We start from the raw sequence: 17,625 nt of genomic DNA on the forward strand, positions 1-17,625 counted from the left end.
TCAATGGCGCAGTTTATAGCCAGATTTGATCAGCCAGAGCGTCAGGCCCGACAAGACGGCGAAGCTGCCGCCCACCACCCCGGCCGACAGCCAGGGGCTGACGTCGGCCTGGCCGAAGAAGCCGTAGCGGAAGCCGTCTATCATGTAGAACACCGGGTTGAGATGAGACGCGGCGTACCAGAACGGCGGCAGGCTGTTGATCGAATAGAACACGCCTGACAGGAAAGTCAGCGGCATGATCAGAAAGTTCTGGAAGGCGGCCAGTTGATCGAACTTTTCCGCCCAGATGCCGGCCAGGATGCCCAGCGCGCCCAGCACGCCGCAGCCCAGCACGGCAAAGGTCAACGCCCACAGCGGCTGAGCCGGCAGCGGCAGGCCGAACCAGCCGGTGATCAGCAAGACCCCGGCGCCGACGGCCAGGCCGCGCACGACGGAGGCCAGCAGATAGGCGCCGAAGAATTCCAGCGCGGTCAGCGGCGGCAGCAGCAGGAACACGATGTTGCCGGTGATCTTGGACTGGATCAGGCTGCTGGAGCTGTTGGCGAAGGCGTTCTGCGCCATCGACATCATCGCCAGGCCCGGAATCAGGAAGGCGGTGTAGCTGATGCCCGGATAGGCCTCGACATGGCGCGACAACACATGGGCGAAGATCAGTTGATACATCAACGCGGTCAACACCGGCGCGGCCACGGTCTGGAACGCCACCTTCCAGAAGCGCACCAGCTCTTTCTTGAACAGGGTCATGAAGCCGGTCATGGCTGCGGCCCTCCATTCATCATCTTGACGAACACGCTTTCCAGATCCGTCTCCACCACGTTCAGTTCACGCACTTCCACCGCCGCTTCGCGCAGCGCGGTCAGCACTGCTTCCAACTGGCCCAGGTGCTCCAGCTGCAACACCACGCGGCGGTCCTCGTCGCGCAGCTTCAAAGGCAGCAAGGCCGCCGGCAAATCGCCGGACAGCAGCAAGGCCACTTCGCGGCGCGCGCTGTGCGCCAGCAGCTTGTCCTTGTTCTCCAGCGCCACCAGCCGGCCCTTCTTCAGCATGGCGATGCGCGAGCACAAGGCCTCGGCCTCCTCCAGATAATGAGTGGTCAGCACAATGGTGTGGCCGGCGCGGTTCAGTTCCTGCACGAACACCCACAGGCTCTGGCGCAGCTCCACGTCCACGCCGGCGGTGGGCTCGTCCAACACGATGACCGGCGGGCGGTGCACCAGCGCCTGGGCCACCATCACCCGGCGCTTCATGCCGCCGGACAGGGCGCGCATATTGCTGTGCGCCTTGTCCGCCAAACCCAGCTTGAACAGCAACTCGTCGATCCAGTCGTCGTTGCGGCCCAGGCCGAAGTAGCCGGACTGGAAGCGCAGCGTTTCGCGCACCGACAGAAAGGGATCGAACACCAGTTCCTGCGGCACCACGCCCAGCGCCTTGCGCGCGGCGCGGAAATCGCCGACCACGTCGTGGCCCATGATGCGGATGCTGCCGCTGTCCGGCCGCGACAAACCTGCCATCGCGGAAATCAGCGTGGTCTTGCCGGCCCCGTTGGGGCCGAGCAGGGCGAAGAATTCGCCCGGTGCGACGGTAAAGCCGACCTGGTCCAGCGCCTGCAGCTGGCCATAGCGCTTGCTCACCGCCTGAATTTCAATAGCCTGGGGCATGAGAGAGGTAACACCGACAACGCCGCGCGGCTGAAGCCGCCGACGGCGCTAATGTTTTGACAAAAAAGGTCAATTATAGCGCTGGGCTACGCTTGAGGGGGAGAGTTCTTCCATCACTTCCGGCAGGAATATTCCACGGTAGACATATTGCAACAGTTGCGTGGCATTCTCGCCCAGATTGGTCTGGCTGCCGTCCGCCAGCCAGCGGTTGATCAGGCCGTGATGCATGGACTGCAACACCTCGGCCACCGTCTCCGGTGTCACATAGGGCAAGGTCTGGCCGGCATCCACCGCCATCTGCACCACCAGGGTCAATTGCTCGCGGGTTTCTTGCATATGCGCAACACACTCGTCGTGAATGGGAGCCAGTTCGCCGACATGCTCGCTACGCATAAACAGAATGAGTAATATACGACGAACCTGTTGGTTCTCCCCAATCATGGTCAGCAGCCGGTGGCTATGGTTCCACAAGGCCAGAGCCGGACTCGAGTGTGCCGTTCTCAACAATTGCTCGCAGATGTCATCAAACTGCCCGCCCATCCTGTCCAGCATCGCCCGGTACAAGTCCAGCTTGTTCTGGAAATGCCAATACACCGCGCCGCGCGTCAATCCCGCCGCGCTGGCGATGTCTGCCAGTGTCGTTTTAGAGACACCCTTCTCGCTAAAAAGCTGCTCCGCCGTATCCAGCAGCAGATGCCGCGTTTGTTCGGCTTCTTCCCGGGTTTTGCGTGCCATGTTGAACGTATCGCTGATCAAAGGGGTCTGTCGGAAGCCCGCACCATAACACAATGCGTCGCTGGAAGCATTTTACATACGTACACGCATGTATGTAAAATGTCGCGACTCAAGATCGATCAATTCCCACTATCAAAGAAAAATTGCAGTACCTTTTACTTATAACACTCATACCCCCACATTCCTGAGGACATCCCATGAAGATGCAAGGAAACACCTTCGCCCAGAAAGGCGGGCACTGGCTGTTGCTCACCGCTCTGGCCGCCAGCCTGATGGCCTGCGGTCAAAAAAACGACCAGCACGCCGGCGCCATGCCGCCGGTGCCGGTAGGCGTGATTGAAATCACCCCTAGCGATGTGCCGGTCTCCTTCGAATTCGTCGGCCAGGCGGCAGGCTCGCGAGAAGTGGAAGTACGCGCCCGTGTGGGCGGCATTCTGCTCAAGCGCGCCTATACCGAAGGCAAGCCGGTCAAACAGGGCGACTTGTTGTTCCAGATCGATCCGGAGCCGTTGAAGGCGACGCTGGACCAGGCCCAGGGCAATCTGCAAGTGCAACAGGCTCAGCTGGTGCGCACCAAGCAGGACTTCGACCGCATCAGCCCGCTGTTCAAAGAGAACGCGGTCAGCCAGAAAGACCGCGACGACGCGGTCAGCGCTTATGAAGCCGCCAAGGCTTCCGTCGCCGCCGCCCAGGCCCAGGTGCAGCAGGCCAAGATCAATCTTGGCTACGCCCGCGTCACCGCGCCGATTTCCGGCATGACCAGCCAGGAAACCCGTTCCGAAGGCAGCCTGGTGTCCACCAGCGCCGACGGCAGCCTGCTGACCAAGGTATCCCAGCTGGACCCGGTCTACGTCAATTTCAGCATGTCCGACAGCGACATGATGAATCTGCGCAAGATGCAGGACTCCGGCCAATTGAAGCTGGCCTCCAACGGCCACTTCAACGTGCAGCTGAAGCTGACCGACGGCTCCACCTACGGCAAGAGCGGCCGGCTGAACTTCACCGACAGCCTGGTGGACGCCAGCACCGGCACCATCCGTTCGCGGGCCACCTTCGCCAACCCGGACGGCAGCATTCTGCCCGGCCAGTTCGTGCGCGTGATCCTGCAAGGCGCCCAACGCAGCAACGCCATCGCCGTGCCGCAGCGCGCGGTGCTGACCTCGCAGCAGGGCAAGATGGTCTGGGTCGTCGGCGCCGACAACAAGGTGCAGCCGCGTCCCATCACCGTGTCCCAGGACGTGGGTCTGAACGTATTGGTGGAAAGCGGCCTGAAAGCCGGCGACAAAGTGGTGGTGGACAACATCATCAAGCTGCGCCCGGGCGCCGATGTGAAGCCGCATCCGTTCAAGGCCGACGCCAGCGCGCCCGCCGCCGCGCCCAAACAATAAGGCAAAGGGGTAACCATCCATGTTTTCCGCCTTTTTCATCAGGCGGCCCATCTTCGCCAGCGTGATCTCCATCGTGATCACGCTGGCCGGCTTGGCCGCCCTCAAGGCATTGCCCATTGAGCAGTACCCGGAAATCGTGCCGCCGATGATCTCGGTGAGCGCGAGCTACCCGGGAGCCTCCGCCGAGGTGATCGCCAACACCGTCGCTTCGCCGCTGGAACAGGCGATCAACGGCGTGGACGACATGCTCTATGTGCAGTCCACCAGCTCCTCCAGCGGCAAGCTGTCGTTGAGCGTGACCTTCAAGATCGGCACCGACGCCGACCAGGCCACCATCAACGTCAACAACCGCGTGCAGTCGGTGTTGTCGCAGCTGCCGGAAGAAGTGCGTCGGCAGGGCGTCAACGTGACCAAGAAATCCTCGGCCTTCCTGCAGGTGATTTCGCTGTTCTCGCCGGACAAGACCTACGACACCCTGTTCATCAGCAACTACGCGCTGTTGAACGTGGTGGACGAGCTCAAGCGGGTGCCGGGCGTGGGCGACGTGATCAACTTCGCCGGCCAGGACTACTCGATGCGCGTCTGGCTGAAGCCCGATCGCCTGGCCCAGCTCAAGCTGACGCCCAGCGACGTGGCCGCCGCCATCCGCGAGCAGAACGCTCAGTTCGCCGCCGGCAAGGTGGGCGCGGAGCCGGTCAAAGGCAAGCAGGACTTCACCTACACCGTGACCACCCAGGGCCGCCTGTCCGAACCGGAAGAGTTCGAGAACATCATCGTGCGCTCCAACCCGGACGGCTCCGCCGTGCGGCTGAAAGACGTGGCGCGCGTGGAACTGGGCGCCTTGTCCTATGACTTCACCGGCACGCACAACGGCCGGCCCACCATCCCGATCGGCATCTTCCTGGCGCCCGGCGCCAACCAGCTGGCCACCGCGCAAGCCGTGGAACAGACGATGCAGAAACTGGCGGTGAGCTTCCCCAAAGGCCTGAGCTACGCCATCCCTTACGACACCACCAAGTTCGTGGAAGTGTCGATCAAAGAGGTGTACTCCACGCTGGCCGAAGCCATGGTGCTGGTATTCCTGGTGGTGTTCCTGTTCCTGCAGAACTGGCGCGCAACCCTGATTCCCTGCCTGGCGGTGCCCGTCTCCATCATCGGCACCTTCGCCGGCATGTACGCCTTCGGCTTCACCATCAACACCCTGACGCTGTTCGGCCTGGTGCTGGCCATCGGCATCGTGGTGGACGACGCCATCGTGGTGCTGGAAAACGTCGAACGCCTGATGACCCAGGAAAAGCTGTCGCCGCTGCAAGCCAGCTTCAAGGCGATGGATGAAGTGTCCGGCGCGCTGGTGGCCATCGTGCTGGTGCTGTGCTCGGTGTTCATCCCGGTGGCCTTCCTCGGCGGCATCGCCGGCCAGATGTACAAGCAGTTCGCCATCACCATCGCGGTGTCGGTGTCGATTTCCGGCCTGGTGGCCCTGACCCTGACCCCGGCGCTGTGCGCGCTGCTGTTGAAGGAAGGCCATCAGCATCCGGCCCGCTTCTTCGTCTGGTTCAACAACTGGTTCGATCGCCTGACCCAGGGTTATTCCCGCGGCGTGGTGTTCCTGATCAAGCGCAGCGCGGTGGGCATCCTGCTGTTCGCCGGCCTGATCGCCATCTGCGTTGGCCTGTTCCGCATCATCCCGTCCAGCCTGGCCCCGGACGAGGACCAGGGCTACATCATCGCCGCCGCCTTCCTGCCGGACGGCGCGTCGATGCAGCGTACCTCGGCCACCATGACCAAACTGGACGCGATGACCAGCAAGAACCCGGCGGTCCAGGACGTGATGAGCTTCGCCGGCTTCGACATCCTGACCGGCGGCAACAAGACCAACGCCGGCGTGTCCTTCATCACCCTGAAACCGTGGGATGAGCGCAAAACGCCCAACCTGTCGTCTCAGGCCGTGGTGGGCGACACCTTCGCCAAGGGCATGATGGGCATCACCGACGGCATCGTGCTGGCCTTCAACCCGCCGCCGATCTCCGGCATGTCCAACACCGGCGGTTTCGAGGCCTATGTGCAAAGCCGCGGCGGCGCCAGCTCCGTGGAACTGGGCGAAGTCACCAAGAAACTGGTAGCCGCGGCCGCCAAACGCCCGGAACTGAAAGGGGTGCAAACCACCTTCTCCGCCAGCGTGCCGCAGATCTACGTCAAGCTGGATCGGGCCAAGGCCAAGTCCCTGGGCGTGCCGGTCAACACCGTGTTCGACACCATGCAGAGCACCTTCGGCGCGCTGTACGTCAACGACTTCAACAAGTTCGGCCGCACCTTCCGCGTGCAGCTGCAATCGGAGGCGGATTTCCGCACCCGGGTTGAAGACCTGCGCAACATCTATGTGCGTTCGCAGGACGGCAATATGATCCCGCTGACGGCGCTGGTGACCATCAAGCACACCACCGGTCCGGAAAGCCTGGAGCGTTTCAACATCTTCCCGGCGGCCAAGCTGGTGGGCGGTCCCGCGCCCGGCTTCAGCTCCGGCGAGGCGTTGAACGTGCTGGAAGCCGTGGCCAAGGACACCTTGCCCGACGGCTACACCCTGGCGTGGACCGGTTCCGCCTTCCAGGAAAAATCCACCAGCGGTTCTTCCGCCGTGGTGTTCGGATTCGGCATGATCATGGTGTTCCTGATCCTGGCGGCGCAGTACGAACGCTGGAGCCTGCCGATCAGCGTGCTGATGGCGGTGCCTTTCGCCATGTTCGGCGCGCTGATGGCCAACTGGATGCGCGGCCTCGCCAACGACGTCTACTTCCAGGTGGCCTTGGTGACGCTGATCGGCCTATCGGCCAAGAACGCGATCCTGATCGTGGAGTTCGCCGTCCAACAAATGGAAGAAGAAGGCCTAAGCGTGGTCGAAGCCGCCATCGAGGCCGCCAAACTGCGCTTCCGCCCCATCGTGATGACTTCGCTGGCCTTCGTGCTGGGTTGCATGCCCTTGGCCATCTCCAGCGGCGCCGGCTCCGCCAGCCGCCACTCGATCGGCACCGGCGTGGTGGGCGGCATGTTGGCCGCCACCTTCATCGCCACCTTCTTCATCCCGATGTTCTTCATGCTCATCATGAAGTTCAGCAAACCGAAACAGCCTCAGCCCGCAGCCGAGGCAGGAGACAAGGCCGATGCTTAAACGCGCCCTGATTCCCTCATTGGTGGCACTGGCGCTGACCGCTTGCGCGGTCGGCCCCGACTACAGCCGCCCCAAACTGGAGCTGCCGGACAGCGCCCAGGCCCAGAACCCGGCCATCGCCCTGGACTGGTGGAAGCAGTTCAACGATCCGGTGCTGGATCAGTTGATCGTCCAAGCCCTGGAACACAACCAGGACCTGGCCGCCGCCTCCGCCCGCGTCGACGAAGCCGCGGCCCAGGCCGGCATCGCCCGCGCCCAGCTGCTGCCGGCGCTGAACGCCAACGCCGGTTATCAGCGCGGCCGCGCTTCCAGCACGACAAGCACGCCGGGCGCGCCGCTGGTCAGCGACGTGCGCAACGCCAACCTCACCGCGTCTTGGGAACTGGACCTGTGGGGCAAGCTGCGCCGCGGCAATGAAGCGGCCCGCGCCGACTTCGCCGCCAGCCGTTTCGCCCGCGACAGCTCGAAGCTGGCGATCGCCGCGCAAACCGCGCAGACCTATTTCCAGCTGCGCGCCTACGACGCCCAGCTGGACATCGCCAAGCGCACGCTGCAAAGCCGCGAGGAATCGCTGAAGCTGCAGACCAAGCGCTTCAAGGGCGGCTTGATCTCGGAGCTGGACCAGCAGCAGGCCGAGGCCGAGGCGGCCTCCGCCCGCGCCAAGGTGCCGCAGATCGCCAGCGCGCTGGAGCAGACCGAAAGCGCGCTGGGCGTGCTGCTCGGCCACTCGCCCAAGCAGCTGGTGGCCGGCGGCATCCAGCGCGGCCAAAGCCTGGACGCGCTGTCCGCCCCGCCGGAAGTGCCGGCCGGGCTGTCCTCCAGCCTGCTGGAGCGTCGGCCGGACATCGCCGCCAGCGAGCAGCAGCTGATTGCGGCCAACGCCCGCATCGGCGTGGCGCGCGCGGCCTACTTCCCCAGCATCAGCCTGAGCGGGGCGCTGGGTTCGCAAAGCCTGTCACTGGACACCCTGTTCACCGGCCCGACGCGGACCTGGAGCTTTGTCGGCAATCTGGCGGCGCCGGTGTTCAACTTCGGCCAGACCGGCTACGCGGTGGACGCGGCCAGCGCGCGGCAGAAGCAGGCGCTGGCGCAGTATCAGAAGACGGTGCAAAGCGCGTTCAAGGACGCGCTGGACGCGCTGTCCGGCTACGGCGCGGCGCGGGAGATCCAGGCGGCGCAGACCACGCAGTTCCAGGCCTTGAACAAATCGCTGCGCCTGGCCAATCTGCGTTACGACAACGGCTACGCCAGCTATCTGGACGTGCTGGATGCGCAACGCAACAGCTTCCAGGCGGAGCTGGGCCTGGTGAGCGCCAAGCTGGACCAACTGAATGCCGTGGTGGGCCTGTACAAGGCGCTGGGCGGCGGCTGGGAAGCCCCGGCCAAGTCCTGATCCGCTACGTGCAAAGACAAACCCCGCCTTGGCGGGGTTTTTTATTGGCTAACCGCGGCATCAGGCCGGGAGAGCCGGCCACACTACATGGTCAAGGTCCGGCACGGACTCGGGCATATCCCGCAGTTGCTTGCGGTAGGCCTGCCAGGCGGTTCGCTGCTCGGCGCTGTACGGCGCGTCCGGCAACTGGGTTTTGTCGGACGCGGCTAGCAGGCGGTCACGCTCAATACGCAGCAGCTCCAACTTGGCTGCGCGAATCAGCTGGCTCGCAGTGGCCGCGTCGACGTCTAGTTCGGCCAGTTGGTCGGCGGGCACATTGATCATGCCGTTAGGCAGTTTGGCAATCATCAGCATCGGAATCTCCTGGAGTTAAGCGGTCGGCGCGTCGACAAAGGCGTTCAGGGTTTGCGGCGGCGCAACGCGGCTGGCCAATGCAATAGGGCTGGCCACCCAGCGGGTGTTGACATGCTCATAACGCGCCAACTCCCTCTCCTCCCCTTTCCCATCATGAAAACCAAAATTCAAGGGCAAATTAGAAATGACTCGATAATTCAAACCGCCGCCACGCAGATAAGCTCCACTCAACACCATATTGCACTCAGCCAACGTTCCCTCCGGAAGGCTGTTGTACGCCGGCTTATTCACATCTATCCGATTTTGCTTGCAATACATCGCATGGGCGACATGCGACACCGTTGGATTATAGGTTTCGCTGAAGCGCTTGATTTCGAGAAACTTGGCGTCCCCGCCCCAAGCCACGTCACTGCCCTCCATTTCCAGCAACAAGCCCGCCTGATGCACACTGCTGGCATTCAACGGCCGCTCCGTCTCGGCGCCATTCCACGCATAATGACGAACAATGGATACCTGATGGACTCCGACATCTCCCGCGGACTGGAAACGCCACCACACCGGATAGAAGAAGTCCTTGCTGCCACCGATAGTAAAATCGATGACGATGCGGCGTTCCGGCGTATTCTCCTTGCGCCAATCCTCCATTTGCTGAATCTTGACATCCACGCGTCGATCGATATCGGCAATCTTGCCGTTTACCGTGCCGGTCAGCGCGTTCGACGCCTGTACCAGTTCCGCGATATTGCTTTCCAAGCTCATCATGCTCTCCAATAGTTCATCACAGAGTTCGGCCGGAACCCAGAGTCCGACCATGCTTTTCGTCCACAGCAAGAAAGGTATGAACGAACTCGAGACTGACAAGGAAGCATTCTGGCACTGGCAAAATGCGCTGTATCTTAAAACATTTTAAAAAAGCAAAGGAAGCCACCTCCCCAAGTGGCTTCTTATTCATCCCTTCCAATCAGGGTTGAATTTTCTCAAGCTCGTCGAAGTCTGGGTTGGCACCACCTCTCCAAGCCAGAACCGCATCGATGAATGTACCCATTGCTTCGACCTCCTCCTTTTTTCCTCTACGCACGATGTTCAACTGTTGTTGGATGCTATAGGCGCTAAGGATTTTCCCCTCCGCCGCTGCCCGCAGATAATGATCAGCATCCACCTCCGGCACCTCGGTGCCTTCTGTATAATCAAACCAGCCGCCATCCAAATTCAGGCCGGCCGCTCCTTCATCAAATTCATTAATATTTTCAATATAGTCCATGATGTTTCTCCTTAACTAAAAACGATGGTCGCGTTGGCATTACCTGCCACACCGCTACTCGCCGGGGAGTACTTGACTTTGTTTTCTATTGATTTGGCAGAGCTACCTGTCGCATTGATGAATCCTCCGTTGGTTGCCTCATAAGCGATGACCGAACAATGACTGGCTGAGCTACCAACCACACTAGCCAGACCCGCCAGATCAACATAGAAACCCTTCTCAACATTTTGAATAGCCAGATCACTACCAAATACAGCGCCTTGATACCGTGCGCCAACACCTACCTTACAATCCTTGATTGCAGAAGGCTCCCCATCATTTGGGTGAACCTCCACTTTAGAACCGGAACTGCTGTAAATACCATAATTGGCACAATCTCGGATTTGTACTCCATAGGCAAAAACAACACTATTCTTGCCGGCAAGGCACCCCGTATCACTGCACTGGCTAATCACAGCACGATGCGCTGTTACAAAAGATTGATAGTCAGCCTTGATTCCAATGGTTATGACTTTGACACCATCAGGCCTGACACTTACAAACTGCTTCCCCCTTCCTTTTAACTTCACGTCATCAACAGTCGCTCGAGAAAAATCATGCACCAATATTCCATGACCGCCAAAATCTGTTACCTTTAAACCAGGGCAAAAATAAAGACTGCCATAAATCAATTCAACACCATTATGCACACCTTCTATTTGTATAGAGTTAGGGTCGGACACCACATAAGCTCCTCTTTGCAAATTCACGCCACGCCAAGTGAAATTTTTATCGGCATCGTTCTCTCCGACAATTTTAAACCCACTAAAATTGACCCCCCGCACCCCATTAAAAATCACCCCATGAGAAAGCTTGGCGTTATCCGGCACAAACTTAAGCACACATGCCTCCGGGTTTTTGATATTGCCTTCAATCCTGATCCGATGCGCATAGGGCTGCCCTCTCAAATGAATTGAAGTACTGGTGTGCACCCCGTCACTCACTTTAATTTTCACATCATGTCGCAATACCTTGCCACTCAAGGATGTCCACGCCTCATAAATCGTCTTGAAGGGCTTGCCCGGTCCCACTTCCAGAATCTGGCTGGCCGTGGTTCCCCAATTGGCCATCGTGCTGTCCATTTTAGCGACTTGAACATCCACCCTTTTATCAATAGCGCCGATCTTGCCATTGACAACTCCAGTCAATGCATTTGCTGACTTGACCAGATCTGCAACATTGCTTTCCAAGCTCATCTCTTTCTCCTTAAAGTCAAACAACAACACACAGCCATTTCGGCTGACATCAAAACCGCCTTTACCAACACTCTTTCATGACAAGTCCAGCAATTAATGAACATTTAAATTAATAAATTCAATAAATGCCGAACTAAACAGCGGATCAGCGTATTCATGAGATAGGCGGGGAAGCCCTGCGACAAGTGCTGGATGCTGTCTCTTTACCGCATGCGATGTGCCAGCAACATCAGCACAGCTCGCCTAGACGGCTCAAAATAGTTTCATCCTCAACGCTTGGCTGCCCGCCTCCCCCCACGATCCGTTGGCTCAAATGCCCAGATGTTGTTTCACGAACAAATGCTGGAGACTGACGATGGCCGCCGCGTTGGCAGTGGCCAGTTCCAGGCCAGCGCGTTTATCGGCGGCATGCTCCTGCTCCAATGCTCGGCTTTGGCTTTGCAGGGCGGCCACCTGCGGTTCCAGCGCCTGCTGCTTGTCCGCCTGCGCGCGGATGCGATAGTCGCGCTCCAGACCGCGGGTGGCCTCGCTGATCTGGGCGGCGGCCAAAGCCGCCAACTCGCTGGCCAGGCTCAAATTGAGGCCGGCGCCGCTGGACTGGATGGTGACACTGTCCGGCGGCAGCGCGTTCAAGGCCAGGTCATAGGCCAGCAGCAATTGCACATCGGCGGCCTTATAGGCCAGCGCCGCCTTCGGGTCCGACCAGACCGCCAGCAAAGTGCCGTCCGCCAGAATGAAGCCGATCTCGCGCACCCAGAACGCCTTGTCGTCGTCGGCGATGGCGGTCAGATGGATCTGGGTATTGCCCAGCCGTTCGCCGCCGGCGATAGGGTAGCGCGCCTGCTCGCCGCGCAATTTGGTCTGGCTCTGCGCAGGCGCGTAAGCGCCGTCGCCCAAGGCGATGTGAGTGATCTGCGCGGACACGCCATCATTGCTGGCGCGCCAGATCGCGGCCAGGCCGGCGGCGGTGATAAGAGGTGCTAAAGGGGTGCTCACAACGATGCCTCCATGGTGACGTGGACCACGCCATAGATCTGCGTGGCGGATGAAAGGGCCAGCGGCTGCTGCGGCGCCAGCCGCATCGGCGCCGTCTCGGCGCTGCGGCGGATCAACGCGCGCGCCTGAGCGGCCGAAGCCAGGCCCAAGCGGCCGTTGAAGCGCGCGCCCAGCTTGAAGCGATAAGTGCTGCGCGCCGGCTTGGCGAGCTCCACCATGCGCCGCAGCCGGCGGTAAAGCTCGGGATTCAACAAGGCCTGGCCGGGCAACAGATTGTCGTTGGCCCAGGCGGTCAATTCGAAGGTATAGGGCGCGGCCGGCGGCTGGCGCTGCCACCACTCCTCCAGTTCCACCGTCACGCCGAGGATGCGGAACACTTCGCGCAGCGCCCAGGGCGTGCCCTTGTGTCGATGCAGTTCTATGCTCTGCTTGATCAGATCTCGGCGCTGCCGCTCGCTCTGGGTCAGCAGCCAGCCTTCATCGCCGTCGATATGGAATTGCTCGGCCAACAGGGGCAACAACTCCGGCTTGGCCGCGTCCACTAGATAAACCAACAAGCCGCCTGGATCGATGTCGCCCAAGCGTTCGCTAAGCCGGGCCAGCGGGCCGAAGCGCGCGTCGCGCGCCAGCAGATTGGGGGTCACATCAGCCATCCTGGCCTCCGGTCATTTCCAGCTGAATGCCGGTGCAGTGCGACCAGCCTTGCGGCGGCACCACCTGGGTGGCGGCCGGCTCCAGCAAAGTCACCTGGTAAACGCCGGACACCGACAGCGTGGCGATCAGCTGCGACGGCACGATGTCACGGCCCAAGCGCTCCGCCTGCGCCTGCACGAAAGCGCCGACGGCGGCCTGCGCCTGCTGCTGCACGGTTTTGGGATCGACGTCGCGATACGGCGTCAGCCGCGCGCGCACCCGGTAGCCGTAATCCTCCGGCGGCAAGACCTCCACCAGATCGGTCAGCGGCCGCACCCGGTCGGCGCTGCAGGCGGCGGCCACCACGCTGAGCAGGCTGTCCGGCGGCATGCCGGTCTTGGTCAGCGGGTATAGCCGCACCACGCCGGGCGGCACCTGATTGGCGCTTTGCAATTCGCCGTTCTGCTGTTGCAAGCTGGCGCTGATCACCGCCACGTCGGCGATGTCCTGATGCGCGCGCAGCGCGTGGTGACGATAGGAGGCGGCGCTGCCGGCCACGCTGAACGACTCCGGCGCCAGCCTAATCCGCGCGCGCAAACGCTCGTCATCCTCGGCGTCGGCGCCGCCGGCGCTGGTATCGATATTGACCACGCTGGCGTCCACGTCCAGTTCATCCACCAGAGCGTTGATCTGGCCCGGCACAAAGCCGTTGCCGGCGGCGCCGGCCTCCACCGCGCTGACCGGCACGTCGACGCTGCTGCTGCCGGCGGGCGCAATCTGGCTGGCCAGCGTTTGGAACTGCACGCCGCCGCCGGCCACCAGGGTCTGCGCCGGAATCAGCTGCGCCAGCGCCAGCGGCTGGGAGAAGGCGATGCGCACCGTGCAGCGCGCGTGCTGGGCCGGCAGCCGGCTGACGCCGACCAGTTCGCCCAAGTAGTCCAGCATCGGCGCGCGAGCGAAGGCCACCAGGTTTTGACGGCCGGCGTCGTTGAAGGCGGCGCGCACCACGCTTTCGCGGTAGGCGATCAAATCGATCAGCAAACGCTCCACCTGGCCGGGATAGAGCGTCTTGCCGCTCATCTTCTGGTAGGCGTCGATCAGCTCGGCGGTGACGAGATGCGGATCGTCATCAATGAACTTGGGCAAGTCTGGGGTCATGGAAGAACGTCCTTGAATGGGGAGCGACGGCGGCCAGGCGCGGCCGCCGCGGGGCGCCGGAGAGGAAGCGGATGGCGAAATGATCCGCCATCATGCCCCCGGCCGGCTTTTAAAGCCGTTTGGAAAAGAACTTGAACAGACTGCCGGCGCGACCGGCTTCGGCTTCCGGCAAGGCGGCGGCGAAATCGCCGGCGGCCAGCTGCTGCAGCCGGGACACGGCCTCGTCGGTCGCCGCGCGCGCCGCCGTCTCGTCCGCGGCCTGACGCACCGCCTCCTTGCCCTTCAGCCGCGCGTCGCGGATCGCGTACAGCGCCTGTTCGCAGGCGGCCGCCTTGACCAGGATGCTGTCCGCCGCCTGCTGGCCGTCCCAACTCTTGGCTTCGGCCCAGGAGCGCACCGCCGGCGGCGCCTCGCCCTTGTAAGCGGCGTCCTTGAACGCCTGCGCCTCGGCGGCGGCGCGCTGGTATTCGGCCAGACGCGGCGGCGAAATCGCATGCCAGTTGGCAATCGCGTCCGCCTCGGCGTCCAGGCGCGCGCACTGCGCCAATTTATGCTGCTCCAGCCGCTCGGCTTGCAAGGCGGCGTCAAATCGCCATTCCGCACCGGTCCACACATGATTGTCGGAAGGCTGGGCCGGACGCAGCTCGCCATCGTAAGACAGCAGGTTTTCCACCATTCTCATCGCACCACCTCCCAAGTCAGCAAGGCATTGACGCAGTTGCTGTAACTGATGGCCAAGCCGTTGTCGTAATCGGCGGGCAACAGGTTCTTGGTGCCCTCCCCCATCAAATGCTCATCGCCGTTTGCGCCCGTGGCGTCGCCGATTTGATGCTCCATCTGCAAGACCTGCCACATCGACTTGCCGGCGATGTGCTCGAACATGCCGGTGCAGGTGGACACCACCATATCGCCCACCACGTTATTGGACGTGATGAGCACGGCGGCGGGGCCCGTCCAGTTCGAGTAACTGGACATGTTCGCCGTACCGCCGCCGGTGCCGGTAGGGCAGCCCAACCAATAGGCGGCGCCCGTCCAGCCCCCGCTGCCATGGCTAATTTGCGAAATTTGCGTCGGATGCGGCGTGATCGTCGACGCGGTGATCCGCCCGGTTTTGATGAAGGGATCGAACGGCAGATAGACGGTGCCGGAGCCATTCATCGTCGCGGACCAGCTGCTTGCGCCGCGATTGATCACTTTTTGCACAACGGGCGCGCTGCCGGCCGCGCCGGTGATCACCCTGGCCAAACAGATATCCAAGGCCGTGGAGAAAAAACCGCCTCCCGCCGCGCCATTGGCGGCCCCCTTCAAGGACGCCGGCGCCGCGTCCGTCAACGCCCCTTTCTGCACATAGCAAGTCAAGACGCCGGACACGATTTGGGCGCGCAGGAAGTACTCGCTGCCGGGCGCCAATACCGGGCTGGTCCAGGCGCTGGTGATGAAGGTTCCCGCTTTGCCGGCGCCGGATTGAGTGTCCTGCCCCAGGCTGATGGCGATGCCGGCCGGCACCGACACCGTGCCGCCCTGGCCCGCCACCGCTGCCGCGGTCACCGCCATCCGGTTGTCCGCCGTCGCCACGCAGGGCAGCGGCAAAGCGGTCAGGGGCAAGTCCCGCTTCGCCAACTCCTCGGCGATGCGCTGCTCCACCGCGGAACGCGTGGCCAGCACCACGCTGGGGTCCACCAGCAGGGTGACCGCCGCGGTGTTGGACACTTCCAGAATCATCCGCACATAGAGCTGCTTGTTGGAGCCGGCCGCCAGCAGCGGCTTGTAACTCTCGGGAAATTTGCCGACGGCGATCAGATCGCCGCGACTGTCGAACAGGCCCACCTCGCGGATGTAAAAACCGCCCACCGTATCCGGCAGCACCGCCTCCGCCACCACCCAGTTGGGGTTGTTCGGGTCCACCGCCAGGTGGTTGAGCGCGCCGCGCCAGGTTTCGTGCTTGAGCGCGGTCTGGCTCTCGCTGGGCGTGTAATACCCGCCGTTGTCGCCATCGCCCACCGCCATCTGGCTGATCTGCAGCGGCGCGCCGTTGGCTTGCGCCGCCGCCAGCTTGGCCTTGCCGCTGGCGGTGAGAAGCGTGAAAAACTCATTGGCCATCGATTGCTCCTGGAAAAGATTCAAGGGGTCTCATGCTGCGGGATAAAGCGTGACCGTCTCGACGCTGGCGTGCGCCAGGCCCAGCGTCACCGGCGCCTGCTGCCGCAGCGCCGTCGTCTGAAACGGATAGACAGTAGCGGTCTCCACGCTGTCTAACGCCAGCGCGGCGTTCAAGCTGGCGCGCTGCTCCAGCGACACCGGCTGGAACGGCAGCACGGTGGCCAGTTCGCCGGCCTGGGTGGCCAAGGCCAGCACCGGAACGGCGCTGCGGTTGCTCAACACCAGCGCCAGCCGCTCCAGCACCGAGCGGGCGTTCTTGTACTCGTTGATCATCGCCTCCAGCGCCGCCAGCGTGGCGGCGTCTATGCCGCGGGCGGCCAGGTCGATTTGGATTTTGAAGTGATAAGGCTTGCCGCCGTATTCGAACCATTCGCTGATCTGGCCGGACAAGGCCAGCGTGGCCAGCACCTGTTGCAAGGACCAGCGCGTGCCCTTGCTGCGGTGCAGGTGGATGGACTGTTTGATCAGCTCGCGCCGCTGGCGCTCGCCCTGGCTCAGCCGCCAGCCCTCGTCGCCGGCGACATGGAATTGCTCGGCCAGCGCCGGCAGCCAGCCGGCGTCCACCTGATCCACCAGATAGACCAGCAAGGTGCTCAGATCGGCGTCGCCCAAGCGGGTGGTGAGCTGCGCCAGTTGGCCGAAGCGTTCGTCCTTGGCCAACATATTGGGTACGGTTCCGCTGCCCGTAGCCGCCGCGCTCATAGCCGCAACTCGGTTTCGCGGATCACGCCGTCGGCCAGCCGCCATTGCACGCTGAGCCGCGCGTCGCCGTTGCCGCCCACGCTGTAGAACACTCGCGCCACGGCGACGCGCGGTTCGCCGTACAAGGGGTGGCTGATCGCCTCAACCGCCTCGCGCACCACATGCGGCCGGGCCCGATCCACCGGGTAGTCCAGGTAACGGAACAAATCGCTGCCAAACTCCGGCCGCAGCGGATCGCTGCCCTTGGGCGTGCCCAAGATGATGCGCAAGGCCTGATGGATGTCGTCGAGGTTTTCGACGATGTCAGCGGGGGATGCCTGATCGCGGGCCTGCAAGGCCGGCTGCCAGTGCAAGGAGGAGATGTCGGATATGCGGGTCATGGGCCTATGATGCCGCAAGGCCCGCCGCGGGGCTTTTAAAGCCGGTTAGGGAAACAATTGAATTACAAGGACAATTTCGCGGAGGCCACCGCATCCGGCGCAAGCCTTGCCTCCATGCCTTGACCCTCCGCACCCGGTCGGCAACAATCCCCCCGTTGCCGCCCACATGCGGCACACGGGATTGGCGTCCCGTTAAACGATAAAAAAAGCGGCGGTGATCCTACCGCCGCGCACACCATAGCAGTGCCCTAAAGGGCAGGCTCGTGGTGGGAGAGTGCTATGCACTCGCCGGTTTTATCGTTTCCGGTACGCCAATCCTGCTTCGCGCCTGCCCAATACTTCAGTCTTCCCCGGCAGGTGGTTTATCTTGTGTCACAGCAGGAGAAACACCATGCAACAGCCTCAA

General features: G+C 62.3%; 17 protein-coding genes. 3 read left to right on the forward strand and 14 right to left on the reverse strand.

The window, feature by feature from the left end:
• The 3 genes from ACODRW_RS07450 to ACODRW_RS07460 form a co-directional block, all read right to left on the reverse strand.
• The gene (locus tag ACODRW_RS07450; protein WP_107801060.1) at window positions 1–756 is read right to left on the reverse strand and encodes an ABC transporter permease; all 756 of its coding nucleotides are present in this window, start codon (window positions 754–756) and stop codon (window positions 1–3) included.
• Window positions 753–1,658 (reverse strand): ABC transporter ATP-binding protein, encoded by a 906-nt coding sequence (locus ACODRW_RS07455; protein ID WP_107801061.1) that lies wholly within the window; start codon window positions 1,656–1,658, stop codon window positions 753–755. Before ACODRW_RS07455 ends, ACODRW_RS07450 begins: the two co-directional genes overlap by 4 nt.
• A 69-nt stretch (window positions 1,659–1,727) precedes the next feature.
• A complete protein-coding gene (locus ACODRW_RS07460; protein ID WP_107801062.1) occupies window positions 1,728–2,393 on the reverse strand; it encodes a TetR family transcriptional regulator in 666 nt (221 codons plus the stop codon).
• Between the two features lie 197 nt (window positions 2,394–2,590).
• Here ACODRW_RS07460 and ACODRW_RS07465 point away from each other — a divergent pair, with 197 nt between their 5' ends.
• Genes ACODRW_RS07465 through ACODRW_RS07475 form a run of 3 tightly spaced genes read left to right on the forward strand, consistent with a single transcriptional unit; the run spans window position 2,591 to window position 8,340 of the window.
• Window positions 2,591–3,781 (forward strand): efflux RND transporter periplasmic adaptor subunit, encoded by a 1,191-nt coding sequence (locus tag ACODRW_RS07465; protein ID WP_227105658.1) that lies wholly within the window; start codon window positions 2,591–2,593, stop codon window positions 3,779–3,781.
• 19 nt (window positions 3,782–3,800) lie between these two features.
• Entirely contained in the window at window positions 3,801–6,947 is a 3,147-nt protein-coding gene (locus ACODRW_RS07470; protein ID WP_488905444.1) for an efflux RND transporter permease subunit, read from the forward strand.
• Window positions 6,940–8,340: an efflux transporter outer membrane subunit gene (locus ACODRW_RS07475; RefSeq protein ID WP_488905445.1), complete on the forward strand. Its 1,401-nt coding sequence runs from the start codon at window positions 6,940–6,942 to the stop codon at window positions 8,338–8,340. Before ACODRW_RS07470 ends, ACODRW_RS07475 begins: the two co-directional genes overlap by 8 nt.
• A 60-nt stretch (window positions 8,341–8,400) precedes the next feature.
• On the opposite strand, the gene ACODRW_RS07480 is transcribed toward ACODRW_RS07475, so the two are convergent.
• The 11 genes from ACODRW_RS07480 to ACODRW_RS07530 form a co-directional block, all read right to left on the reverse strand.
• Window positions 8,401–8,694, reverse strand: coding sequence for a tail fiber assembly protein (locus ACODRW_RS07480; RefSeq protein ID WP_227105664.1), 294 nt, complete (start codon window positions 8,692–8,694; stop codon window positions 8,401–8,403).
• Between the two features lie 15 nt (window positions 8,695–8,709).
• Entirely contained in the window at window positions 8,710–9,453 is a 744-nt protein-coding gene (locus tag ACODRW_RS07485) for a hypothetical protein (protein WP_235085802.1), read from the reverse strand.
• A gap of 202 nt (window positions 9,454–9,655) precedes the next feature.
• Window positions 9,656–9,955, reverse strand: a complete 300-nt coding sequence (locus tag ACODRW_RS07490; protein ID WP_107801555.1) for a hypothetical protein — start codon at window positions 9,953–9,955, stop codon at window positions 9,656–9,658.
• A gap of 11 nt (window positions 9,956–9,966) precedes the next feature.
• The gene (locus tag ACODRW_RS07495) at window positions 9,967–11,190 is read right to left on the reverse strand and encodes a hypothetical protein (RefSeq protein ID WP_146176777.1); all 1,224 of its coding nucleotides are present in this window, start codon (window positions 11,188–11,190) and stop codon (window positions 9,967–9,969) included.
• Between the two features lie 309 nt (window positions 11,191–11,499).
• Window positions 11,500–12,186: a phage tail-collar fiber domain-containing protein gene (locus tag ACODRW_RS07500; RefSeq protein WP_486636115.1), complete on the reverse strand. Its 687-nt coding sequence runs from the start codon at window positions 12,184–12,186 to the stop codon at window positions 11,500–11,502.
• Entirely contained in the window at window positions 12,183–12,839 is a 657-nt protein-coding gene (locus ACODRW_RS07505; protein WP_488905446.1) for a phage tail protein I, read from the reverse strand. The genes ACODRW_RS07500 and ACODRW_RS07505 overlap by 4 nt, the downstream gene beginning before the upstream one ends.
• Window positions 12,832–13,977 carry a baseplate assembly protein gene (locus ACODRW_RS07510; RefSeq protein ID WP_107801561.1) on the reverse strand — a complete coding sequence of 382 codons (1,146 nt, stop codon included), beginning with the start codon at window positions 13,975–13,977 and terminating at the stop codon, window positions 12,832–12,834. The genes ACODRW_RS07505 and ACODRW_RS07510 overlap by 8 nt, the downstream gene beginning before the upstream one ends.
• A gap of 109 nt (window positions 13,978–14,086) precedes the next feature.
• On the reverse strand, window positions 14,087–14,659 hold the full coding sequence (locus ACODRW_RS07515) for a hypothetical protein (RefSeq protein WP_146176778.1): 573 nt from the start codon (window positions 14,657–14,659) through the stop codon (window positions 14,087–14,089).
• The gene (locus ACODRW_RS07520; RefSeq protein ID WP_488876684.1) at window positions 14,656–16,077 is read right to left on the reverse strand and encodes a phage tail protein; all 1,422 of its coding nucleotides are present in this window, start codon (window positions 16,075–16,077) and stop codon (window positions 14,656–14,658) included. Before ACODRW_RS07520 ends, ACODRW_RS07515 begins: the two co-directional genes overlap by 4 nt.
• A 30-nt stretch (window positions 16,078–16,107) precedes the next feature.
• Window positions 16,108–16,839 carry a phage tail protein I gene (locus ACODRW_RS07525; RefSeq protein ID WP_199225979.1) on the reverse strand — a complete coding sequence of 244 codons (732 nt, stop codon included), beginning with the start codon at window positions 16,837–16,839 and terminating at the stop codon, window positions 16,108–16,110.
• Window positions 16,836–17,219 carry a GPW/gp25 family protein gene (locus tag ACODRW_RS07530; RefSeq protein WP_107801567.1) on the reverse strand — a complete coding sequence of 128 codons (384 nt, stop codon included), beginning with the start codon at window positions 17,217–17,219 and terminating at the stop codon, window positions 16,836–16,838. The genes ACODRW_RS07525 and ACODRW_RS07530 overlap by 4 nt, the downstream gene beginning before the upstream one ends.
• Window positions 17,220–17,625: the final 406 nt, after the last annotated feature.

This window comes from Chromobacterium sp. FG89 (assembly GCF_057808735.1).